This is a genomic window from Pseudomonas sp. NY15181, assembly GCF_048068055.1.
GTDB lineage: Bacteria > Pseudomonadota > Gammaproteobacteria > Pseudomonadales > Pseudomonadaceae > Pseudomonas.
Genome location: NZ_JBLUPT010000002.1, coordinates 80,705 through 104,433 on the forward strand (window position 1 = coordinate 80,705; position 23,729 = coordinate 104,433).

The following is a 23,729-nucleotide window of genomic DNA, read 5'->3' on the forward strand; positions in this document are numbered from 1 at the left end:
ACGGGTTATGCGCCCTACACCCGCCATAGCCGCACAAACAAAAACGCCGCCCCGAAGGGCGGCGTTGTCGTTTCCGATCAGAACAATCGGCCTGCCGGCGCTTCGTTGGAGATCGGCTTGGCTTGTGCCGCCGTGGCCTGCCAACCGCCGCCGAGGGCCTTGTACAGGTTCACCTCGCTGGTCAGCTGGTTCAGACGGTCGCTGATCAGCTGCTGCTGGGCGCTGAACAGCGAGCGCTGCGCATCGAGCAGGGTCAGGTAGTTGTCCACCCCGGTGCGGTAGCGCTTGTCGGCCAGGCGATAGTACTGGGAGCTGGCTTCCACCAACGCACGCTGCGCCTGCAACTGCTCGCCGAAGGTGCCGCGGGCGGCGAGGCCGTCGGCGACTTCGGAGAAGGCCGTCTGGATGGCTTTCTCATACTGCGCCACGTTGATGTCCTTCTGCACCTTGGCCAGGTCCAGGCTCGCGCGCAGGCTGCCGGCGTTGAAGATCGGCAGGCTGATGGACGGCTGGAACAGCCAGCTGCCGGAGCCGGCGTCGAACAGGCCGGAGAGGTCCGGGCTGAGGCTGCCGGCGTTGGCGGTCAGGCTGATGCGCGGGAAGAACGCCGCGCGCGCCGCGCCGATATTGGCGTTGGCGGCCTTGAGCTGGTGCTCGGCCTGGATGATGTCCGGACGGCGTTGCAGCAGGTCCGACGGCAGGCCCGCCGGCACGGTGGCCAGCAGGTCGTCGGACAGCTCGCGGCCCTTGGGCAGGTCGGCCGGCAGGCCGGAGCCCAGCAGCAGCACCAGGGCGTTCTGGTCCTGGGCGACCAGGCGCGTGTACTGCATCGAGATCGCGCGGGCGCGCTCCACCGAGGTCTGCGACTGGCTCAGGTCCAGCGCCGAGGCGGCGCCGACCTCGTAGCTGCGCTTGGTCAGGTCGTAGCTCTTCTGGTAGGTGGCCAGGGTGTTGCGGGCCAGTTCCAGCTGGGCCTGATCGGCGCGCAGCGTCAGGTAGGCGTTGGCGACGTTGGCCACCAGACTGGTCTGGGTGCTGCGGCGCGCTTCCTCGCTGGCGAAGTACTGCTCCAGCGCCTGGTCGCGCAGGGCGCGCAGGCGGCCGAACAGGTCGATCTCCCAGGCGGTGACGCCCAGGGTCGCGCCGTACTGGCTATTGATGGTCGAGCTGCCGGTCTGCGACAGACTGCCCGGCACGTGCTGGCGCGAGCCGCTGACGCCAGCGTCCACCGCCGGGAACAGGTCCGCCCGCTGGATGCGGTACTGCGCCCGGTAGGCTTCGATGTTCAGCGCGGCGACGCGCAGGTCACGGTTGTTTTCCAGCGACACTTCGATCAGTCGCTGCAGTTGCGGGTCCTTGAAGAACTCGCGCCAGCCGATGTCGGCGCCGGCGTTGGCCGGCTTCGCTGCATCGTAGGCTTCGCCCTGCGGATAGGCCGCGGCCACGGGCGCCTCGGGGCGCTCGTAGTCGGGGATCAGCGAGCAGCCGGAAAGCACGGATGCCGCGATCGCGAGGGAGAGGAAGGACTTTCTCATATCAATGCCCCTTCTCGGTGGTTTCCTGTTCCTTGGACGCGGCGTCCTTGAACAGGGTACTCACCACCACGTAGAACAATGGCACCCAGAAGATGGCGAGGACGGTCGCAGTGACCATGCCGCCGATCACGCCGGTACCAATCGCGTGCTGGCTGCCGGAGCCGGCGCCGGAGGAAATCGCCAGCGGCACCACGCCAAGGATGAACGCCAGGGAGGTCATGACGATCGGACGCAGACGCATCCGGCACGCCTCGATGGCCGCCTCGACGATGCGCTTGCCCTCGCGCTCATGCAGTTCCTTGGCGAACTCCACGATGAGGATCGCGTTCTTCGCCGACAGGCCGATGGTGGTCAACAGGCCCACCTGGAAGAACACGTCGTTGGACAGGCCGCGCATGGAGGTCGCCAGCAGTGCACCGATGACGCCCAGCGGCACCACCAGCATCACCGAGAACGGAATCGACCAACTCTCGTACAGCGCCGCCAGGCACAGGAACACCACGATCAGCGACAGGGCGTAAAGCGCCGGGGCCTGGGAGCCGGACAGCCGTTCCTCGTAGGACAGGCCGGTCCAGGCATAACCAACGCCCTTGGGCAGTTGCTGGACGATCTCCTCGACCGCCGCCATGGCCTCGCCGGTACTGCGGCCCGGCGCCGGTTCACCGAGGACTTCCATGGCCGGCACGCCGTTGTAGCGCGCAAGCTTCGGCGAGCCGTAGCTCCACTCGCCGGTGGCGAAGGCGCTGAACGGCACCATCTCGCCCTTGTCGTTGCGCACGTACCACTTGTCCAGGTCTTCCGGGCTCATCCGCGCATTCGGTCGACCCTGCAGGTAGACCTTCTTCACCCGGCCACGGTCGATGAAGTCGTTGACGTAGTTCGAGCCCCAGGCGATGGACAGGGTGCTGTTGATGTCGGCGAGCGACAGGCCCAGCGCGCTGGCCTTCTCGTCATCGATCAGCAGCTTGTACTGCGGCTCGTCGTTCAGGCCGTTGGGACGCACGCGCTGCAGCGCCGGATGCTTGGCCGCAAGGCCAAGGAACTGGTTGCGCGCTTGCATCAGCACGTCGTGGCCAACGCCCGCCTGGTCCTGGAGGAAGATGTCGAAGCCCACGGCGTTACCCAGTTCGAGTACCGCCGGCGGGGCGAAGGCGAACACCATCGCATCCTTGAAGCTGAAGAAGTGCTTCTGGGCACGCTGGGCCAGGGCGAAGACGTTGTTCTCCGCCCCCGGACGCTCTTCCCAGGGCTTGAGCATGATGAAGGCCATGCCCGAGCTCTGGCCGCGGCCGGCGAAGTTGAAGCCGGTCACGGTGAACACCGAGGCCACCGAGCTGCTCTCCTTGTCCAGCAGGTACTCGCGCATGGAGTCCACCACCACCTGGGTGCGCTCGGCGGACGAGCCGGCCGGGGTCTGCACCTGGGCGAACAGCACGCCCTGGTCCTCGTCAGGAAGGAACGCGGTGGGGATGCGGGTGAACAGGTAGACCATGCCGCCGAGGATCAGCACATACATCAGCAGGTACGGCATGCGGTGGGTCAGGATCGACTTCACGCCACGCTCGTAGCCGTGGGTGGTGGACAGGAACATGCGGTTGAACCAACCGAAGAAGCCCCGCTTGTGCTCGCCGTGGTCGCCCTTCTCGATGGGCTTGAGCATGGTGGCGCAGAGCGCCGGGGTCAGGATCAGCGCCACCAGCACCGACAGGGCCATGGCCGAAACGATGGTGATGGAGAACTGCCGGTAGATCACCCCGGTGGAGCCGCCGAAGAACGCCATCGGCAGGAACACTGCCGAGAGCACCAGGGCGATACCGACCAGCGCGCCCTGAATCTGGCCCATGGACTTGCGCGCCGCTTCCCTGGGCGACAGGCCTTCCTCGGCCATCACCCGCTCGACGTTCTCCACCACGACGATGGCGTCGTCCACCAACAGGCCGATTGCCAGCACCATGCCGAACATGGTCAAGGTGTTGATCGAGAAGCCGAAGGCGGCGAGCACGCCGAAGGTGCCCAGCAGCACCACGGGCACGGCGATCGTCGGGATCAGCGTGGCGCGGAAGTTCTGCAGGAACAGGTACATCACCAGGAACACCAGCAGGATCGCTTCGCCCAGGGTCTTGACCACCTCATGGATGGAGGCAGAGACCACCGGGGTGGTGTCGTACGGGTAGACGATCTGCATGCCCTGCGGGAAGAACGGCTGCAGGCTGCTCAGGGTGGAACGGATCGCCTTGGCGGTATCCAGCGCGTTGGCGCCGGTGGCCAGCTTGATGGCGATACCCGAGGCCGGCTTGCCGTTGAACTGCGCGTTGATGCTGTAGTCCTGGCCGCCCAGGGCCACGTCGGCAACGTCCTTCAGGCGAACCTGGGAGCCATCGGCGTTGACCTTGAGGAGGATCTCCTTGAACTGCTCGGCGCTCTGCAGGCGGGTCTTGCCGATGATGGTGGCGTTGAGCTGCTGGCCCTTGACGGCGGGCAGGCCGCCCAGCTGGCCGGAGGAAATCTGCACGTTCTGCGCCTGGATCGCCACGCGAACGTCGGACGGGGTCATCTGGAAGCTGTTGAGCTTGGCCGGGTCCAGCCAGATGCGCATGGCGTACTGCGAACCGAACACCTGGAAGTCGCCCACACCGGCGGTCCGCGACAGCGGGTCCTGGATGTTGGAGACGATGTAGTTCGACAGGTCTTCCCGGGTCATGCCGCCGTCGGTGGAGACGACGCCGACCACCATCAGGAAGTTCTTCACCGCCTTGGTCACGCGGATGCCCTGCTGCTGCACTTCCTGCGGCAGGAGCGGCGTGGCCAGCTGCAGCTTGTTCTGCACCTGGACCTGGGCGATGTCCGGGCTGGTGCCCTGGTCGAAGGTCACGGTGATGGTCATGCTGCCGTCGGAGTTGGACTCCGAGGAGATGTAGCGCAGATGGTCGAGACCGTTCATCTGCTGCTCGATCACCTGGACCACGGTGTCCTGCACCGTTTCGGCGGAAGCGCCGGGGTAGGCGACCTGGATGGCGATGGCTGGCGGCGCGATGGCCGGATACTGGTTCACCGGCAGCTTGAGGATCGACAGGCCGCCCGCCAGCATGATCACCAGGGCGATCACCCAGGCGAAAATGGGCCGGTCAATGAAAAACTTCGACATTACGAATCCCCTTGATTAACCCTGCTTGGCCGGCTGTGCGGCGGCGGGTTTGTCGGCGGCACCGGCGGTGGGCGCCACGTTCTTCGCGGGTACGGCCTTGGCCTGGGCGCCCGGCTGGACGTATTGCAGGCCTTCGGTGATCAGGCGGTCGCCCGGCTTCAGGCCTTCGCTGACCAGCCAGTAGGCGCCCACGGTGCGCTCGGCCTTGAGGGTGCGCTGCTCGACCTTGTCGCCTTCGCCCAGCACCAACGCGGTGGCCTGGCCACGGAAGTCGCGGGTCACGCCCTGCTGCGGAGCGAGGATGGCCTGCTTCTTCACGCCCTCCTGCAACTGCGCGTGGACGAACATGCCCGGCAGCAGCTCCTTGTTCGGGTTGGGGAAGATGGCGCGCACGGTGACCGAGCCGGTGCCCTGGTCGACCGACACTTCGGAGAACTCCAGCTTGCCTTCCAGCGGGTACTCCGAGCCGTCTTCCAGGTACAGCTTGACCTTGGCGGCGTTGTCGCCGGCCTTCTCCAGCTGCCCGGCGGCCAGCTCGCGGCGCAGGCGGATCAGCGCGGTGGTGGGCTGGGTCACGTCGACGTAGATCGGGTCCAGTTGCTGCACGGTGGCCATCGCGTTGGCCTGGCCGTTCTGCACCAGCGCGCCCTCGGTGACCGAGGAACGGCCGATACGGCCGGAAATCGGCGAGTAGACCTTGGTGTAGCGCACGTTGATCTTGGCGTTGTCCACCGTGGCCTTGGCCTGCAGGTAGGCGGCCTGGGCATCGGCGTACTGCTGCTTGCTCACCGCCTCGTCCTTCACCAGCTCCTTGTAGCGCTCGGCCTGCTGCTGGGTGGAGACCAGGTTGGCCTCGGCGCTCTGCAGGGTGGCTTCATAGGTGGCCGGGTCGATCTGGTACAGCTGCTGGCCTTCCTTGACGTCGCTGCCTTCCTTGAACAGGCGCTTGAGGATGATGCCGTTCACCTGCGGGCGAACCTCAGCAATGCGATACGCAGTGGTGCGGCCAGGCAACTCGGTGCTCAGGGTCACCTCCTGCGACTGCAGGGTCACCACCCCGACTTCGGGGATCGGCTTCTCCTGCGGAGCCTGGCTCTTGTCACAGCCGGCAAGGGTGGCCATGGCGACGAGCAGGGCCGGGACCAGGGCGCGCATGGCTGGCTTTCGTTGCATATCGTTGTCCTCGTGAGCGAAGCATCCGGGTTGGCTGTGGGCTTGCCGGTCCGGAAAAGCTGGCAAAAATACTTACATTCAGTCCTGTCTGTAAACGTCCGAAAGCCCTGAGGGAAAACTACTGAAACGATTTAGCCGATTGCCGAATTCGCAGTAGGTTTCCCGCAAGGCGCAGGACGTGCAGCACAAAGTTGATAACATCAACTAAAATAAGAAAAATGGTTGATCCAATCAACCGACTTTACATTCCGTTTACCGTGACCGCGCCGATGACCCACACCGTGAATCCCGAGCTGCCGCAGGCCCTGATGAAGGTCTTCGACCACATGCGCGAAGGCATCCAGGACAAGTTGTGCGCCGAGGGTATCGATCTCGCACCGCCGGACATCCGCCTGCTCGAACTGATCGGCGCCGATGCCGGCCAGAGCCTGCAGAGCCTGGGCCGCAAGCTGTGCCGCGACAAGGCGCTGGTCACCCGCAAGATTCGCGAGATGGAGGAGCTCGGACTGGTCCGCCGGGAGCGTAATCCCGAGGATCAACGCAGTTTCCAGCTCTTTCTCACGGAGGCCGGCTGGACCATCGAAGCACGCACCCAGGCCATCCTCGCACAGACCCATGACGATCTGTTCGCGCCGCTCGACGATGCCCAGCAACAGATGCTCACCCGTCTGCTCCAGCAGTGCCTGACCGGCCGCGCGGAGTAGGAACCTGTTTACGATCTGCTGCGCGTCGGCCGTAGGGCGTTGAAAAGCGCCCTCAGATGCTCATTTACAGCACGGAAACTCCGCTCTTCGGGCGCTTCTCGCCTACTACGGCTCTAGCTCGCGAGATCGCAAACAGGCTCCAGGGCCCACAAACGAAAACGCCGGCATTCGCCGGCGTTTTCGTAGTTACGCGTCTTACTGACGCACCCCTTCGACCGACAGGGTCAGCTCCACTTCCTGGGAAGCCGGGCCGAGGTCGCGCTGAATGTTGAAGTCCTTCAGCTTGAGGGTGGTGGTGCCGATGAAGCCGGCACGGTAGCCGCCCCACGGGTCGTCGCCCTGGCCAACCAGCTCGGCCTTCAGGGTAACCGGCTTGGTCACGCCGTTCAGGGTCAGGTTGCCGGTGATCTCGGCGGTCTTGCCCTCGGCCTTCACGCCAGTGGACTCGAAGGTCGCGGTCGGGTTCTTGCCGACGTTGAGGAAGTCCGGGCTGCGCAGGTGCTTGTCACGCTCAGCGTGGTTGGTGTTCACGCTGTTGGTGTTGATGGTGACCTTGACCTTGTCGGCGGACGGGTTCTTCTCGTCGAAGGTGAAGGCACCGTCGAAGTCGTCGAAGCGGCCGTACAGCCAGCTGTAGCCCAGGTGCTTGATGCGGAACTCGATGAAGGCGTGCTGGCCTTCCTTGTCGATCTTGTAGTCCGCGGCCATGGCCTGGCCGGCGGAGAGCAGCGCAGTGCCCAGAGCCAGCGCGGCAAAGGTCTTCTTCAGCATTCAACAATCTCCCTGTGGGTGAGGTTTTTACTTCGCGGCGCGGCCGAGCATGCGCGTCAGCGTGGCGTCGCGATCGATGAAATGGTGTTTGAGGGCCGCCAGGGCATGCAGCACGGCCATCACCACCAGCGCCCAGGCCAGGTACAGGTGGATGGCGCCCGCGACGTCGGCCTGGTCGGGCAGCCCGCTCAGGGTGGCGGGCACGTCGAACCAGCCGAACACGCTGATCGGCTTACCTTCGGCGGTGGAGATCAGGTAGCCGGCGATCATTACGGCGAACAGCAGGCCATACAAGGCGAGATGGCCCAGCTTGGTCGCCAGCCGGGTCTTCTGGTCGTGGCTGGCCGGGGCCGGCGGCGGCGGGCTGACGAAGCGCCAGAGCACGCGTACGAGCAGCGCGATGAGCAGCAGGATGCCGATGCCTTTGTGGATTTCCGGAGCGCGGTGGTACCAGCTGTCGTAGTAGTCCAGCTCGCGCATCCACAGGCCCAGGCCGAACAGGCCGAAGACCACCAGCGCACTGCCCCAGTGCAGGAACAGGCTGACCAGTCCGTAGCGGGAGGGGGAATTACGCCATTGCATCGATCTGCATCCTTGAAAAACGGAGGTCAAAGACTAGCGGCAAATCCATCGAATAAAAGCGGAAAATCCTGCTTTGAAACATCGACATACAAGATAGATCGCCAGTGAAAAGGGGCTTACCGGCGCCCTAAAACAACAATGCCGGCTTTCGCCGGCATTGTGTGTAGGACGCGTCTGATCAGAACGGCAGCCAGGACATGATGCCCTTCTTCTCGCTCTTGGCATCGCCCGGCGTGCTGCTCGATGCCGGAGCGGCAGACTTGGTTTCCAGCGCCAGGGTCTTGCCCGACTGCAGGTCGCGCACCTGGCCCGCGGCGCGCTTGCCGCTGCGCAGGGCGCCTTCGATGGTGCCCGGGTAGAGCGCATCGGTGTGCTCGCCGGCAAACACCACACGGCCCACCGGACGCTCCCAGACGCGCCAGAAGTTGGAGACGTCGCCCGGACCGTAGGTCACGTAGGAGCCTGCGGTACCGGTGTCGGTGCTGTAGCGACGCATCTCGTAGCCGGAATAGGCGCCACGCATCTTCGGGTAGTACTTGTTCATGCGGATCAGCACCTGCTCCAGCAGCTGGCGATCGCCGAAGGCCTGCATCACACGGGCGTTGTCGCCGGAGAGGTTGATCAGCACGTTGGCGCCACCCTTGGTCGCGGGCTCGACCCAGATCATGCCCAGGCCCTGGTCGCTGTAGATCTCGCCGGACAGGCGCGTCTTGTCGTCCCACACCGGGCGCTTGAACTTCATCAGGATCTGGTCACGCCACGCGTAAGGCATGCCGGTCACCGAAGCCTGCTGCTGCGCGGTCAGACCCGGGGTCATCGGGATCTTGGCGACGGCGGCCAGCGGCACGGTCACCACCACGTAATCGGCGCTGTAGCCGGTGGCGCCGACCTTGACGCTCACGCCATCCTTTTCCTGGGTGATCCCGGTGACCTTGGCGTTGGTCTTGATGGTCTTGATCTGCTTGGCGAAGGCCTCGGCCAGCACCTGGCTGCCGCCGGGCAGGCGCGAGGCGCGCATGTCGCGGTCATCGACGTTGCGGTACACCCGGCCCTGCTGGGCAAGGAACAGCAGCGACAGACGCGAAGGCTCCTCGTAGCGCGAGCGGATACGCTGGTTGACCAGCAGGCGCGCGGTCGGCGAAAGGTTCAGCTTGTCCAGCCAGCGGGCCGCGGTGAGCGCGTCCAGGGCCTGGGTGGTCTTGGTCGCCAGCGGGTTGAGCGGATCGTCGATGGATGCCGAGAGGTCGTCCAGGGATTTTTCGAAGCGCTCGAGATCGGCGGCGACGGCCGGCATCTTCTGCTTGAGGTCGGCGCTGCTGTAATAAACGCCGTCGATCAGATAGCTCGGGGTACGGACGAAGTCCGGCGCCGGCACCGAATTCACCTTCAGGGTGTCCAGGTAGCCATTGAGGGTCGGCTGGACCTTCTTGTTGCCGATCCACTCGCTGGTGGCCAGGCCCGAACGGCCGCCCACCTGCGGCTTGGCTTCCAGCAGGGTGACCTGCCAGCCCGCCTGCTGCAGCTCGTAGGCCGAGGACAGACCGGCAAGACCGCCGCCGATCACGATAGCCGTCGGTTGTTTATCCTTGCCCAGCGCCAGCGCGCTGAACGCCCCCAGAGCGACCAGCGCAGCCGCGCGCAGCCATCCCATTTTCATCGACCAGATCCCCAGAAAAGTGCAAAGGCGCGAAGCATACGTGAGCGCCCGAAAGCCGAATAGCTGTCTTGGTCGGCGAGCTACGGTATGTGTCGTAGGACGTGTCCTTGTTCATCTCAGGTGCATTGAATAGGCTTGCCCGACCCGAGCGAGTCGACAGTAGGACTCGCCGCCATTTTTGAGGAGCAGCCCATGAGCCTGAATGCCGAGTGGATGCAGCGTGATCTCCAGGTGCTGTGGCACCCCTGCACCCAGATGAAAGACCACGAACGCCTGCCGGTGATCCCGATCCGCCGCGGCGAGGGCATCTGGCTGGAGGATTTCGAAGGCAAGCGCTACCTGGATGCGGTCAGCTCCTGGTGGGTCAACGTCTTCGGCCACGCCAACCCGCGTATCAACCAGCGCATCAAGGACCAGGTGGACCAGCTGGAACACGTGATTCTCGCCGGCTTCAGCCACCAGCCGGTGATCGAGCTGTCCGAGCGTCTGCTGCGCCTGGCCCCGGCCGGCCTGTCCCGGGTGTTCTATGCCGACAGCGGCTCGGCCGGCATCGAAGTGGCGCTGAAGATGAGCTACCACTACTGGCACAACCTCGGCCAGCCGGAGAAGAAGCGCTTCATCACCCTGACCAACAGCTACCACGGCGAAACCGTGGCGGCGATGTCGGTGGGCGACGTGGCGCTGTTCACCGAGACCTACAAGTCGCTGCTGATGGACACCATCAAGGTGCCGACGCCCGACTGCTACCTGCGCCCGGAAGGCGTGAGCTGGGAAGAACACTCGCGGACGATGTTCGCGGCGATGGAGCAGGCGCTGGAGCAGCACCATAAAGAGGTGGCGGCGGTGATCGTCGAGCCGCTGGTACAGGGCGCCGGCGGCATGCGCATGTACCACCCGGTCTACCTCAAGCTGCTGCGCGAAGCGTGCGACCGCTATGGCGTGCACCTGATCCACGACGAGATCGCCGTGGGCTTCGGCCGTACCGGCACGATGTTCGCCTGCGAGCAGGCCGGCATCACCCCGGACTTCCTGGTGCTGTCCAAGGCGCTGACCGGCGGCTACCTGGCGATGAGCGCCGTGCTCACCACCGAGAACGTCTACCAGGCCTTCTACGACGACTACGCCACCCTGCGCGCCTTCCTCCATTCGCACACCTACACCGGCAACCCGCTGGCCTGCGCCGCCGCCCTGGCGACCCTGGACATCTTCGAGCAGGACAACGTCATCGAGGCCAACAAGGCACTGGCGGCGAAGATGGCCAGCGCCACCGCGCACCTGGCCGACCACCCGCACGTCTCGGAAATCCGCCAGACCGGCATGATCCTCGCCATCGAGATGGTCCAGGACAAGGCAACGAAAACCGCCTACCCCTGGCAGGAGCGCCGCGGCCTGAAGGTCTTCCAGCAGGGCCTGGAGCGCGGCGCGCTACTGCGGCCGCTGGGCAGCGTGGTGTATTTCCTGCCGCCGTACATCATCACCCCCGAGCAGATCGACTTCCTCGCCGAAGTCGCCAGCGAAGGCATCGACATCGCCACCCGCGACAACGTCAGTGTGGCGGTCAGCGAACGCTTCCCCGATCACCGCGATCCGGGTTGATCGGCTACAAGCGGCAGGCCGAAAGCTTTAAGCTTGCCGCTTTCCCCCTTCTGCCCCGATATCGCCATGCGCCTCTCCCGCTTCTTCATCGACGCCCCGCTCTCCCTCGGCCAGCACGAGCTGCCCGAAGCCCAGGCCCACTACATCGGCCGCGTGCTGCGCCATGCGGTAGGCGACGCCGTGCAGCTGTTCGACGGCTCAGGCCGTGAATACCTGGGCGAACTGATCGAAGTCGGCAAGAAGACCGTGCGCGTGGAGTTGCGTGAAGCGTTCGACGGCCAGCCCGAATCGCCGCTACACGTGCACCTAGGCCAGGGCCTGTCCCGTGGCGAGCGCATGGACTGGGCGATCCAGAAGGCCACCGAACTGGGCGCCAGCGAGATCACCCCGATCGTCAGCGAACGCTGCGAAGTACGCCTGAAGGACGAACGCGCCGACAAGCGCATGGCCCATTGGCGCCAGGTGGCGATCAGCGCCTGCGAACAGTGCGGCCGCTCGGTGCTGCCGGTGCTCAATGCGCCGGTCACCCTCGCCGAATGGCTGGAGAACTGCGAGGCGCAGCTCAAGCTGGTGCTGCACCCGGTGGCCGAACCGCTGACCAGCCATGACAAGCCCGCAAGTCTCGCCTTCCTGATTGGGCCGGAGGGTGGGTTGAGCGATGCCGAGGTCGAACAAGCGAAAGGCGCTGGCTTCCATGCCGCCCGCCTTGGCCCGCGCGTGTTGCGGACCGAGACCGCACCGGTGGTGGCGCTGAGTGTGGCGCAGCAATTGTGGGGCGATTTCTAGAGCCTCTGCGCTTGAAGAGCCCCTCACCCTGACCCTGGCTGCGCGCCCCGCTCCAAAGGGAGAGGGGACCGTCCTCAGCAGGATGAAACCTCACCCTCAGCCGGCACATTCGGCTCCCTCTCCCTCTGGGAGAGGGCTGGGGTGAGGGTAAACCGACGGCGCCGATGTTGGGCTTGCTCGCGAACAGCCTCGGCACTGGGCCCCGGCGATTCAGATCCCCCGCAACGCCAACCCCGCCAGCACCAGCAGAACCAAACCGCACAGCGCATGGCTCACCCGATGCCAACGCGGCGAAGCATTGCGCCGCAACCAGTCCACCAGTGCCGCGCAGAAGAAGCAGCAGAGCACCGAGGCGGTCATGAACCCAGCGAAGAACACCAGCGAATCCCGTAGCGTCGGCACGCCATCCACCAGGCCGGCCATTGCGCCGCCCAGCGCGCCCCAGTAGACGATGTTCTTGGGGTTCGACAGCGACAGCATGGCCCCGGAGGCGAAGGCGCCAGCGTTATGCTCGCCAGCCTCGCCCTCCTCCACCTCGCCAACGCGACGGGCGTCAGCCAGGCTCTGCACGCCCAGCCAGGCCAGGTAGGCGGCGCTGGCGAGCGTCAGCGGCAGGCGCAGGGTCTCGTGGCCAAGCAGCAGCGCCAGGCCGGTCAACCCGATCAGCGCCCACACCGCATCGCCGATCAGCGAGCCGAACTGCACCAGCAGCGCCGGGCGGAAACCTCCCTTCAGGCCACGGCGCAGGGTTTCGGCCAGCACGGCGCCGGGCGACAGGCAGAAGACGATGCCGAACAGCAGCGCGGCAAAGAACAGGGTCAGCATGGGTCAGTTCTCGAACAGGATGGCGATGGGCCGATTCTCCACGGGAAGACGCCGTCGCACTTGAACCGGATTGCGCTGTTCAGCGCAGCGCGCGCTGGAAACTGCCCGGCGACACACCATAGGCCGCGCGGAAATGCCGGTTGAGGTGGCTCTGGTCGGCGAAGCCCAGCGCGTGGGCCACGTCGCTCGCCGCAAGCCCGCCGCGCAGCAACCCCTGGGCACGCCGGGTGCGCAGCTGCATCGCCCATTGCCGCGGGCTGAGGCCGACCTGTTTCTGAAAGCTGCGCAGCAGGTGGAACTTGGATAACCCCGCAAAGGCGGCCATTTCATCCAGGCTCGGCTGGCGCGCCAGGTCGGCGGCCAGCCAGTCCTGCAACTGGACGATCCGCCCGCCGCTTTCGACGCCGTCCTGCGGCAGGCGCACGCCCATAGCCCGGGCGATCTCGGCCAACAGCAGCGTCAACCGCTCCTCGCCACGCTGGCAGACAAATTCGTCATCGCCCAGCACGCGCTCAACGGCGTCGGCCATGGCGCCGGCAAGGGCGGGAAGCCGCTCCGTGGAACGCTCGAACTCCAGGCGCTGCAGGCCGAGCATCGAGGCCAACTGATCGGGCGCGACATAGAGGCTGACGAAGCGCCAAGGTTGGCCGTCGGCGACGCCACCGCCCTGGATCTGGCCAGGGTTGTAGCTGGTGATGGCGCCAGGGCCGGCAGCGAAGGTGCGGCCGTCCAGCCACACGCGCTCCTCGCCGCGCAGGTTGGCGCTGATGACGAATTCGTCGTGGCTGTGGCGTTCGAACGAATGGCCGCCGAGGGTGGCGCTGGCCACCTCGAAGCCGGGCTCGTCACCCAGCTGCGCGAGGCACAGGCCGCTCATGCCGGCGTCAGATCAGGCCGGAATCGGCCAGCAACTGTTCCAGCGCGACCAGGTCGGGAATACGCGCCTGCTCGTCGCCCAGATTCACCGCATCCAGCTCCAGCCGCTCCAGCGGCACGTTGGCGCGCTGCAGGTCGGCGCCGACTTTCAGCGAGCGCGGAATGCCCTGCACCAGCAAGGCGAGGAACTTGACGTTGGCCCGCCCGCCGAGGGCGTTGAGCACGAGCACCCGGGCACCGGCGCTGACTTGCGTCTGGCCGCCGGAGGCCGCCTCGAAGGACAGCAGCGGCAGGCGCAGGTCGCGCCAGGCCACCTGGCCCAGGTACCAGGACGGCAGGCCGTCCACCGGGTGCGGCGCGCGGTAGGTGATCAGCTCGGCCACCGCCACGTTGGGCAGCAGCAGGTTGCGGTCGGCCAGCGGCACCAGCAGGCCGGTCAGGCTCGCCGGCGCGCTGTTGGCCGCCACGGCGGGCTGGCCACCTTCCTTGACCACGGAAAGATCACTCATCGCACCACTCCACCATTCACGTTACTTCGGCCACGCACTGCGCGGCCAGATGGTTGACCAGCGCCGCCGCGAGCTCGCGAGGGTCGCCCGACAGCGTGCTGTAGGCGCCTTCGCGCAGGCTGTCGGGCATGCTCGAACAGGCACAGCTGTCGGCACGCTGGGTCCAGATTTCCGCGCCCTGCCGGCGCACGTAGGCCGCCGCCGCACTGCCGTCGCTGCACATGCCGCTGAAGACGATCACGCCACAGCGATCGCCGTACTGCTGTGCCAGGTTGAGCATCATCTGGTCGATGGACGGGCTGTAGGGCTCCGGCCAGGCACGATCGAGGACGCGCATCCGCGCTTCATCGTCGAACCCCAGCTCCTGGCTGATCGGCACCACCACCACTTCGCCGCAGCGCACCGGATCGCCGTCGCGCACGGTGTTCACATGCCACTGGCTGTGACGCCCAACCGCCTGCGGCAGATTGGCCTCGAACGCCGGATCGATGTGCTGGGCATAGAGGAAACCGACCGGCAAGGCGCCGGGCAGTGCGTCGAGGAAGGCCTTCACCGCCGCCGGGCCGCCCAGCGACGCCGCCAGCAGCCAGACCTGCGCGGCCGGCTCGCCGGCTTTCAAGGGCGATGCGGCAAGGTCGTCAGGCAGCGCCACGCGGCTGGGCCGCTGCGCATCGTCGAGCAGCGCGGCGAGGCTGCGGCCGACGCCGGCGCTGGGGTCGCCCACCAGCTTGCGCAGCTTGGAGACCAGGCGCCGTTCCCAGCGCGGGTAATGTTCGGAATGCCGTTCCGGCGCGTGGCCCTCGCCGAACAGCACAGGTATCCGCGACTGTTCCAGCAGGTTGTCCACCAGGGGCGAGTCCTCCTGCTGCGCCAGGTCCACCAGCCACAGGTCGGTCTCGCAGGCGTCCAGCTGCTCGCCGTCCAGGCGTGCCGGGTCGGCGTTGAGCACCACCTGGTAGCCGTGGCCGGCCAATGCCTGCGCCAGCACGTGGCGTTGCAGCGAGGTGTCGGCGATGACTGCGATGCGCGGCGTGCTCTGCTCAGACATGGGACTTCACCAGGCTCAGGATGCTCTCCAGCAGTTCGGATTCCTGGTACGGCTTGCCCAGGTACTGATTGACGCCGATGGCCAGCGCACGGTCGCGGTGCTTCTCGCCGGTACGGGAGGTAATCATGATGATCGGCAGGTCCTTCAGCTGTTCATCGTGGCGCACCAGGGTGGCCACCTCGAAGCCGTCCATGCGCGGCATCTCGATGTCCAGCAGCATGATGTCGGGCTTGTGTTCCTGCAGCTGGGCAATGGCGTCCACCCCGTCCTTGGCGGTGAGCACGTTCATGCCGTTGCGCTCCAGCAAGCGGCTGGTGACCTTGCGCACGGTGACCGAGTCGTCCACCACCATGACCAGGGTCGGGCGCTGGTGCTCGACTTCCGCCGTGGCGGGCCCTGCCAGCTGGCGACGCGGCTGTGCCTGCAGCGCGTGGGCATGGCGCACGCGGATGGTGGCCAGCAGGTCGAGAATCACCACCACGCGGCCATCACCGAGGATGGTCGCGCCGGAGATGCCGCTGACCCCGGCGAACTGCGCGCCAAGGCTCTTCACCACGATTTCGCGGGAGCCCGCCAGGGCATCGACCTGCACCGCCACGGCGTGGTCCGCCGAGCGCACCAGGATCACCGGCAGCGGCAGCGACTGGCCCACCAGCTTCGGGTGCTGGCCGTTGTTGAGCAGGTCGCCCAGGTACTTCAGCTCGTAGTCCTGGCCGGCGTATTCGAAGCGCGGCGCGGCGGCGCCCTCGGCGGCGGCCTGCTCGTAGAGCGCCTCCAGCTCGTAGGGGGAAACCCGCACGATGCCTTCGATGGTGTTCAGCGGCAGGGCGTACAGGTCTTCACCGGAGAGCACCATCAGCGCGCGGTTCACCGACACGGTGAACGGCAGGCGGATGTTGAAGTGCGTGCCCTCGCCCAGCGTCGAGTGGATGCTGATGGAGCCGCCCAGCTGCTTCACTTCGGAGGCGGCGACGTCCATGCCGACGCCACGGCCGGAAATCTGCGTGATCTTCTCGGCGGTACTGAAGCCGGCCTCGAGGATGAACTGCAGCACCTCATGGTCGGTCAGGTCGCTGTCTTCGGTCATCAGGCCGCGTTCGATGGCCTTGCGCCGCACCGCGTCGAGGCGAATGCCGCCGCCGTCGTCGCCCAGGGTCAGGAGGATGTCGCCACCCTCGCGGCCCAGGGTCAGGCGGATGGTGCCGACCTCCGGCTTGCCGGCCACGCGGCGCGCCTCACCGGACTCGATGCCGTGGTCCACCGCGTTGCGCAGCATGTGTTCCAGCGGCGCGACGATGCGTTCGAGCACCGTCCGGTCCATTTCGCCTTCGGCGTTGCTGACCACGAACTCAACCTGCTTGCCCAGCTCGTTCGCCACCTGGCGGACGATCCGGCGCAGGCGCGGCACCAGGCGGTCGAAGGGCACCATGCGGGTGCGCATCAGGCCTTCCTGCAGCTCGGTGTTGACCCGCGCCTGTTGCAGCAGCAGGGTCTCGGCGTCGCGGTTCTTCGCTGCCAGGGTTTCCTTCAAGTCGAACAAGTCGGACGCGGACTCGAACAGTGCACGCGAGAGCTGCTGCAACTGCGAGTAGCGGTCCATTTCAAGCGGGTCGAAGTCTTCGTAGCCGGCGCGCTCGGCGTCGGCCTGGTGGCGCGAAAGGATCTGCGCCTGGGTTTCGGTATCCAGACGGCGCAGCTGGTCGCGTACACGCTCGATGGTGGCATCCATTTCCGTCAGGGTCGAACCGACGTCGCTCACCTGTTGCTCGACGCGGCCGCGGAAGATGGAGGTCTCACCGGCGAGGTTGACCAGGCCTTCCAGCAGTTGCGCGGGGACTTTCACCAGCTCCTGCGGCGCACGGCGGGCGGCCGCCTCCAGGGCAGCCTCCTGGGCGCGGCGCACGAACGGCAGCACCACCGGCGCTTCGACGCGCTGCGGCGCGGTGGCGGCCATGATGGCTTCGGGCAATACGCTGGGCAGGGACGGCGGGGTCGGCGCCTCGTACTGCAAGGGCGCCGGCTCGGGAGCGGCCACCTCGGTTTCGCCCAGGTGCTGGCGCAACTGGTCGACTTCGGCCTGCAACCCTTCGAAACCGGACTGCACGTCCAGCAGCAGGCTGTCCGGCCAGGGAGCGCCCTGCAGCTGGGCCTCGGACAAATGCTGTTCGAGGTCGTGGGCCAGGTCGCCCAAACCGCTCTGGCCGGCCAGTCGCGCGCCGCCCTTGAGGGTGTGGAGGATGCGCAGCAGCTCGTCCAGCGCACCGTTCTCGCGCTCGCCGTCCCAGCGGCCCAGGGCCTGTTCCATGCCATCGAGGAGGTCGTCGGCCTCTTCGAGGAAGATATCGAGGATGTCCGCTTCCGGCCCTTCCGCCAGGCTCGACTCGGCGCTCAGCGCCTGCAGGCTGACGCTGCTGGGGATGCTCAGTTGCTCGTCGGGGCTTGCGCGAAATCGGCGGATCGCCTCGATCAACGAGTCGCCCTCCGGAACCTGGCGGCGCCTCTGGACGGCCTCGAGCATCTCGGCGAGACGGTCGTGGCAACGCTGCAGCAGTTCGAAGAGCGTGGGGCTGGCGCGCAGGCGTCCGCCGCACAGGCCTTCGTAGAGGAATTCCAGTTCGTGGGCGAGGTCGCCGATGGGGCGGATCTCGGCCATCCGCGCGCCGCCCTTGAGGGTGTGCAGATCGCGCTGCAAGGCCTCCAGTTCGACGCTGTTGTCGACGTTTTCCATCCAGCGCTGCAAGGCGCCGGAGGAGCTTTCGAGGATGTCGAAGCCTTCCTCGAGGAAGATTTCCACCAGCTCCTGGTCGTGCTCGTCATCCAGCTCGTAGCCAGCGGCGACAGGCTCGGGCGCGCGCTCCTGCGGTGCCTCGACGGTTTCCGATTCGGCCTTGTCGAGGAAGGACGGCAGGTCGAGGTCCGGCAGTGCCGCCGTGCTCTCCTCGGCGGCTTCGGCTGCAAGCTCAGGCTCGGCGGGCAGCTCCAGTTCGATCTCCTGCGCGACCAACGCCTCTTCCACTTCGGCGTCAACTTCAAGCGGGGCCTGGGCCAGCGAGGCGCTCAGTCCGGCGGAGGGGTTCTGCCGAAAGGTGCGTATGGTCTGCACCAGATCGGCCGGATCGGTCAGCGCCTGGCCGGCCTGCAACTGGTCGAGCTGGGTCGCCAGGCGGTCGTGGCAGGTGCGCAACAGGTCGCCCAGGGGTGGGCTGTGCTGGAAGCGATGGTCCAGCAGCCCTTCGTAGAGCGACTCAAGCTCGTGGGACAGGTCACCGATCTCGCGGATCTCGGCCATGCGCGCGCCACCCTTGAGGGTGTGCAGGTCGCGCTGCAGGGTCGACAGGGCCGCCAGGGCCTCCGGCGACTTCAGCCACTGCTCCAGCGCCTGGCCGGCGTTGTCCAGGATATCCACCGCCTCTTCGAGGAAGATCGCGACCATTTCCTCGTCCAGCGCCTGCGGCGGATGCTGCGGCGCGGCGTGCGGGCGTGGCTCGGCGGCGGTGACGACTTCGTCGTCATCGGCATGCTGGGCCTGCTCGGCGCTGTCGTTGCGCGGCGGCCAGGCCAGGCCGTCCGGGAGGTCATCTTCGGATACCGGGCGGGTATCGAGCAGGAACTCTTCATCCTCGGCCGGGAAGTCGTCGGCGGTCAGGCTCTCCAGGTCGACGAAGTCCTGTTCCGGCTCGGTCGGCTCGGCCGCCGAGTCCAGCAAGCGGTGCAGCGCTTCGACCTGTTCCGGGCGGGCGCTGACCTGCAGCGCCGCAGCCACCTGGTCCATCATGCCGATCAGTGCTTCGTGGGCTTCCTCGGCGGCACTGAAGAAGGCATCGCCGACGTCCAGGCGACCCTGCTGCACCGCGCCATAGGCCGCCAGCAGCGCATCCGCCAGCTCGGCCATCTGCGGCAGCTCGGCCATCTGCGCACCGCGGCTGAGGGTTTCCAGCTCGTCGTGCAGGGCGCCCAGTTCCTGGCGCTCCTGCGGGTGCTCGCGCCAGCGCCGCAACAGGTCTTCGGCGTCGAGCAGGATGTCCATGCCTTCGGCGAGGAACACGCCGATCAGGTGCGGATCGCTGCCGCCGCTCTCGCCGCGGCGCTTGGCCTCGGCGGCCTCCAGGCGCTCCTGGTGAACCTGGGCGATGCGCGCCAGCAGTTCCGCGCTGCCGTCGATGGGTGCCAGCGGGCGGCCTTGCAGCAGCTGGTCCAGGCCGACTCGGAACAGGCGTTCGGCACCGTGCAGCAGTTCGGCTTCCCGCAGGTCGATCTGCAGCAGGTTGGTCTTGAACTCTTTCATCAGCCGCTCGAGCGGCGTGGCGATTTCGGCGATCGGCAGGATGCCGGCCATGTGCGCGCTGCCCTTGAGGGTATGCAGGGCGCGCTGCAGGTCGTCGGTCACCGGCTGCGGCAGCTGCTGCGCGCAATCGGCGAGGAAGCCGACCAGGGTTTCCAGATGGGTTTCCGCCTCATTGCGGAAGATTTCCAGCAACTGCGGATCGAGGCTTTCGCCTTCGACTTCGACGCTGCTCGGCACGACGGGGGCGCTTGCCTCCTCGACGCAGGCCCCAGCGGCGGCTTCCGGCTGTGGCTGTCCACCTCCGGGCGGAGGCACCGGCTGCCCCTTGGCCAGCGCGTGCGCGGTGGCGGCCAGGCGATCGACATCATCACGCTGGCGCTGGGCGTTGGCGGCGAATTCCCCGACCAGTTCCGGCATCAGCGCAACCACGTCCTGCACCACCTGCTGCACGGCGGGGGTCGTGGAGATGCTGCGGTCGAGCACGCGGTTGAGCAGGTTTTCGATCGACCAGGCCAGCTCGCCGATCACCAGCGCGCGGACCATGCGACCACTGCCCTTGAGGGTGTGGAAGGCGCGGCGGATCTCGGTCAGCGCATCGCGCTCGTCGGCGTTCGCCAGCCAGGCGGGCAGGTGCTCGCCAATGGTCTCCAGCACCTCGCCGGCTTCTTCGATGAAGACCTCGCGCAGCTCGTCGTCCATCGGCTCTTCGTCGGCCGGCGGCGGCAGCAGGCTGGGCGGCACATCCTGCGCAGGCGGATTGATGGCCTGGGTGGGAGCGGCCATCACCTCGGCGAGGGACAGGGGTTTTGCGATCGTTTCGGCGACCGGCTCCACCACGGGCGGCGGGCTCGGCAGCTCGACCTCCGGCAGGTCGAGGTCGGCGATATCCAGTTCGCTCCAGTCTTCCACCGGCGCGAGAGGCTCGTCGGCGCCGTCGGCCGCCAGGGCTTCCAGTTCCAGCGGCGCATCCAGGCTGAAGTCGATGCCTTCGGCCACGGCGGGCGTCGCGGGCAGCTCGCCGAGGGTCCAGTTGTCGTCGCTGACCAGCAGCTGTTCGGCGGCGGGCAGCTCGACATCCCAGCTCAGCTCGTCCGCCGAGGCAATCGGCGTAGCCGGTGCCGGCTCGATGGGGGCAGGAAGTTCGTCCAGCGCCAGCGGAGCATCCAGGCTGAAGTCGACGCCTTCGGCCAGGGCGGGCGTCTCGGACAGCTCGCCAAGGGTCCAGTTGTCATCGCTCACCAGCGGCTGCTCGGTGGCGGGCAGTTCGGCATCCCAGCTCAGTTCGTTCGCCGGGGCGGCGGAGGCTGTCGGAACCGACTCCAGGGTGCCCGGGAGTTCGTCCAGGGTCAGCGGTGCATCCAGGCTGAGGTCGACGCCTTCGGCCAGGGCGGGTGTCTCGGGCAGTTCGCCAAGGGTCCAGTTGTCGTCGCTGACCAGCGGCTGCTCGGCAGCGGGCAGCTCGACGACGTCCCAGCTCAGCTCGTCTGCAGAGGCGGTCGGGGTCGGCTCGGTAGCACCCGGGAGTTCATCCAGGATCAGCGGTGCGTCCAGGCTGAGGTCAACGCCTTCGGCCAGGGCGGGCGTCCCGGACAGCTCGCCAAGGGTCCAGTTGTCGTCGCTCACCAGCGGCTGTTCGGCGGCGGACAGTTCGACGACGTCCCAGCTCGGCTCGTCCGCTGAGGCAATCGGCGCGGCCGGGAGTTCGTCCAGAGCCAGCGGCGCATCCAGGCTGAGGTCGACGCCTTCGGCCAGGGCGGGCGTCTCGGACAGCTCGCCAAGGGTCCAGTTGTCGTCGCTGACCAGCGGCTGTTCGGCGGCGGGCAGTTCGGCGACGTCCCAGCCTAGCTCGTCCGCGCTCAGAGCGGGTACAGCAGGAGCCGGTTCGACGGAGTCGCTGGTTTCGTCCAGCACCGGCGCTGCCGCTGGCGCGGCCAGTGTGTCGCTCAGCTCGGGCTGGGTCGGCAGTTCGTCGGGCTCGGTGCTCAGGTCGAGCGCTTCCCAGAGGTGATCCTCCGAGGCCACGGGCTCGACGATGTTGTCCAGCTCCCAAGCCGGCTCGCCCGGCTCCGGGGCCTGGGCGTCCAGCGCCTCGGGCTCCGGCAGGACATCCAGCGTGACGGCAACGGGCTCGACCGCCGGCTCATCCAGCAGGCCGCGTCCCCAGTCCAGTGCAGCAGGCGGCTCCTGGCTGACCATCGGAGCAGCGTCGGGCTCATCTGGCGACCAGGCGCCGAGATCGGCCACCGGCTCGGCATCGAGTTGCGGCAACTCGAACACCGGCGCATCCGCCTGGGGCTCGCCGAGATCCGGCTCGTCCGCCAGGGCCAGGGCGCTGAAATCGTCCACCGGGGCGGCGGGAAGTTTCTCTGCCGGCTCATCCAGCGCGGCCAGCGGGGCGCTCGGCGCCTCCTGCTGCGCCTCGACGGCGAGGTCGGCGGCCAGAGCCGCGCTGGCGAGCACGTCGATTTCATCCAGCGGATTGTCCAGCGGCGCCGGAGCCGGAGGCTCGACGGCATCGAGGATCGACGGACGCGGCTTGAGGGAGTAGCCCAGGCTTTCCAGGCTTTCCTCGGCCACGTCGAGAATCAGGTCACCCTGGGTGCCCTGGTCCTCGGACAGGCGCTCCAGGTAGTACTCGACGCTGGTCATGGCGTCGGCGAGGGTGTCGAGACTGTGCCAGTCCGGCACGGCCTGGCGCACCAGCAGTTGTTCCTGGATATAGCGATTGCAGGATTCCAGCAGTTTCGCCGCACGCTCCTGGGAGATCATCGCCAGACCGCCGCGCACCTGCGTCAGCAGCTCCGGCACGCGGGCCAGGTGCTGGTGGTTCCATTGCGAGGCGATGAACTCGATGATCGCGTCCTTGGCCAGTTCCAGGCCATTGCGCGCTTCCTTGATCACCACCTGGTGGATCTGCTCGACGTCGGTGGTCGGCAGGCGGCTTTCCTCGCTGCCCGGCTGCTCGCTCGGGCCGACCATGCCGGCCAGGGTCGCTTCGACATAGAGCAGCGCGCCGGCCACGTCCATCAGTGTCGCATCGTCCGGCTTGCGCTGGCCGCGCGCCAGGGCGCCGACCACTTCGATCTGGTCGAGGATGACCTTGCGCGGCTGGCCGAAGCCCAGCACCGCGAGGGTGTCGGCGATCTGCTTGAGCGGCGCCAGCAGGCTTTCCAGTTCGCCCACCACGCTGCGGTCGCTGCGCACGAAGAGGTCGAGGCTGTCCTTGACCCGCACCAGCTCCTCGCACAGCGCGCCCACCACCGAGCGCATGGCGTCGCGGTCAGGACCGGCCAGACGGGCACGTTCCTCGTCGACCACCGCCGCTCCGGGCAAGGCGTCGTCCAGGCGGTACTCGTCCTTCACCGCGCGCACGCGCGGCGACTGGTCGGAGGCCTTGGCCACGTAGAACAGCAGGTTCTTGATCAGCTCGTCCGGCGCCGGCTGGTTCATCGCGTCGGCGCCCTGGTCGACCAGGCGCTTGAACTCGCGGTCCACCTGGCGCAGCAGGTTGCGCATGGAGGTGCCGTTGGCGATGCTGCCATTGGCCAGGCCTTCGACGATCGCCGAGGCGATCACCCACAGGCGACCCAGCGGCGCATCCTTGCACACCGACTCCAGGCGGGCGAAGACGCGCGCCATGTAGCCCAGGTTGGTCGGCAGGTCCTGGTTGCGGATGACGCCCACCAGGGCGACCTGCAGCATCTGCCGCAGCTTGCGCAGCAGCGCCGTGAACTCGGCGGTGCGCAGGCGCGCCAGGGCATCGCTCGAGAGCGCGGCGGCAGTGCGGGACAGATCGGGGGAGAACAGGCTGGTTTCCGACAGCAGCTTCTCGCCACGGGCGGTGCGCAGGTCGTTGAGCAGCGGCAGCACGACCATCGGCAGGTCGCGGCGGGCGCTCTGGATGCGGTCCAGGTACACCGGCAGCTGCAGGATCGCCTGCATCAGCACTTCCAGGGCCTCGCCCTGGCTGGTGACGCGCTGGTCGATCAACGCCTGGGTCAGGTGCTCCATTTCTTCGGCGAGCAGTGCCGCGCCGTAGAACTCCACCATCTGCAGGGTGCCCCGCACCTGGTGGATATAGGCCAGGCAAAAGCCCATCCGCGTCGGGTCCTGGGGATTCTCGACGTAGGATTCGAGCGCCTGCCGCGCCTGCTTGAGCGTTTCGGCAATCTCGCCTTTTACCCATTCCAGGGCGACATAATCGTGCCGATCACCCATAGCCACTCCACTCATGTGT

14 protein-coding genes are annotated in these 23,729 nt (G+C 67.0%); 3 read left to right on the top strand and 11 right to left on the bottom strand.

The genetic code is table 11. From position 1 onward, the window contains the following. Positions 1–77 precede the first annotated feature (77 nt). From ACNFBT_RS05835 to mexA, 3 genes are read right to left on the bottom strand one after another with little or no spacing between them, the layout of a single operon-like run. Positions 78–1,535 carry an AdeC/AdeK/OprM family multidrug efflux complex outer membrane factor gene (locus ACNFBT_RS05835; RefSeq protein ID WP_416747345.1) on the bottom strand — a complete coding sequence of 486 codons (1,458 nt, stop codon included), beginning with the start codon at positions 1,533–1,535 and terminating at the stop codon, positions 78–80. Position 1,536: 1 nt separating this feature from the next. Then, a complete protein-coding gene (locus tag ACNFBT_RS05840) occupies positions 1,537–4,680 on the bottom strand; it encodes an efflux RND transporter permease subunit (RefSeq protein ID WP_416747347.1) in 3,144 nt (1,047 codons plus the stop codon). 15 nt (positions 4,681–4,695) lie between these two features. Then, positions 4,696–5,853 (bottom strand): multidrug efflux RND transporter periplasmic adaptor subunit MexA, encoded by a 1,158-nt coding sequence (gene mexA / locus ACNFBT_RS05845; protein ID WP_416747349.1) that lies wholly within the window; start codon positions 5,851–5,853, stop codon positions 4,696–4,698. Positions 5,854–6,122: 269 nt separating this feature from the next. On the opposite strand from mexA, the gene ACNFBT_RS05850 reads away from it, so the two are divergent. Continuing rightward, positions 6,123–6,557 (top strand): MarR family winged helix-turn-helix transcriptional regulator, encoded by a 435-nt coding sequence (locus tag ACNFBT_RS05850; protein ID WP_416747351.1) that lies wholly within the window; start codon positions 6,123–6,125, stop codon positions 6,555–6,557. Between the two features lie 195 nt (positions 6,558–6,752). Here ACNFBT_RS05850 and ACNFBT_RS05855 read toward each other — a convergent pair whose 3' ends face one another. From ACNFBT_RS05855 to ACNFBT_RS05865, 3 genes are all read right to left on the bottom strand, one after another. Next, positions 6,753–7,328, bottom strand: a complete 576-nt coding sequence (locus ACNFBT_RS05855) for a YceI family protein (RefSeq protein WP_416747353.1) — start codon at positions 7,326–7,328, stop codon at positions 6,753–6,755. A 27-nt stretch (positions 7,329–7,355) separates the two neighbouring features. Then, the gene (locus ACNFBT_RS05860; RefSeq protein ID WP_416747356.1) at positions 7,356–7,910 is read right to left on the bottom strand and encodes a cytochrome b; all 555 of its coding nucleotides are present in this window, start codon (positions 7,908–7,910) and stop codon (positions 7,356–7,358) included. A 178-nt stretch (positions 7,911–8,088) separates the two neighbouring features. Beyond that, positions 8,089–9,567 (bottom strand): flavin monoamine oxidase family protein, encoded by a 1,479-nt coding sequence (locus ACNFBT_RS05865; RefSeq protein ID WP_416747358.1) that lies wholly within the window; start codon positions 9,565–9,567, stop codon positions 8,089–8,091. Positions 9,568–9,759: 192 nt separating this feature from the next. On the opposite strand from ACNFBT_RS05865, the gene ACNFBT_RS05870 reads away from it, so the two are divergent. Beyond that, entirely contained in the window at positions 9,760–11,163 is a 1,404-nt protein-coding gene (locus ACNFBT_RS05870) for an adenosylmethionine--8-amino-7-oxononanoate transaminase (RefSeq protein ID WP_416747360.1), read from the top strand. A gap of 66 nt (positions 11,164–11,229) precedes the next feature. Next, positions 11,230–11,949, top strand: coding sequence for a 16S rRNA (uracil(1498)-N(3))-methyltransferase (locus ACNFBT_RS05875; RefSeq protein ID WP_416747362.1), 720 nt, complete (start codon positions 11,230–11,232; stop codon positions 11,947–11,949). 210 nt (positions 11,950–12,159) lie between these two features. On the opposite strand, the gene ACNFBT_RS05880 is transcribed toward ACNFBT_RS05875, so the two are convergent. The 5 genes from ACNFBT_RS05880 to ACNFBT_RS05900 all read right to left on the bottom strand — a co-directional run bounded on the left by ACNFBT_RS05880 (position 12,160) and on the right by ACNFBT_RS05900 (position 23,710). Then, positions 12,160–12,774 (bottom strand): LysE family transporter, encoded by a 615-nt coding sequence (locus ACNFBT_RS05880; RefSeq protein WP_416747364.1) that lies wholly within the window; start codon positions 12,772–12,774, stop codon positions 12,160–12,162. 79 nt (positions 12,775–12,853) lie between these two features. Further along, positions 12,854–13,651 carry a helix-turn-helix domain-containing protein gene (locus ACNFBT_RS05885; RefSeq protein ID WP_416747366.1) on the bottom strand — a complete coding sequence of 266 codons (798 nt, stop codon included), beginning with the start codon at positions 13,649–13,651 and terminating at the stop codon, positions 12,854–12,856. 7 nt (positions 13,652–13,658) lie between these two features. Continuing rightward, positions 13,659–14,159 (bottom strand): chemotaxis protein CheW, encoded by a 501-nt coding sequence (locus tag ACNFBT_RS05890; RefSeq protein ID WP_416747368.1) that lies wholly within the window; start codon positions 14,157–14,159, stop codon positions 13,659–13,661. A 16-nt stretch (positions 14,160–14,175) separates the two neighbouring features. Continuing rightward, positions 14,176–15,207 (bottom strand): chemotaxis protein CheB, encoded by a 1,032-nt coding sequence (locus ACNFBT_RS05895; RefSeq protein ID WP_416747370.1) that lies wholly within the window; start codon positions 15,205–15,207, stop codon positions 14,176–14,178. Continuing rightward, on the bottom strand, positions 15,200–23,710 hold the full coding sequence (locus ACNFBT_RS05900) for an Hpt domain-containing protein (protein WP_416747372.1): 8,511 nt from the start codon (positions 23,708–23,710) through the stop codon (positions 15,200–15,202). Before ACNFBT_RS05900 ends, ACNFBT_RS05895 begins: the two co-directional genes overlap by 8 nt. Between the last annotated feature and the right edge of the window lie 19 nt (positions 23,711–23,729).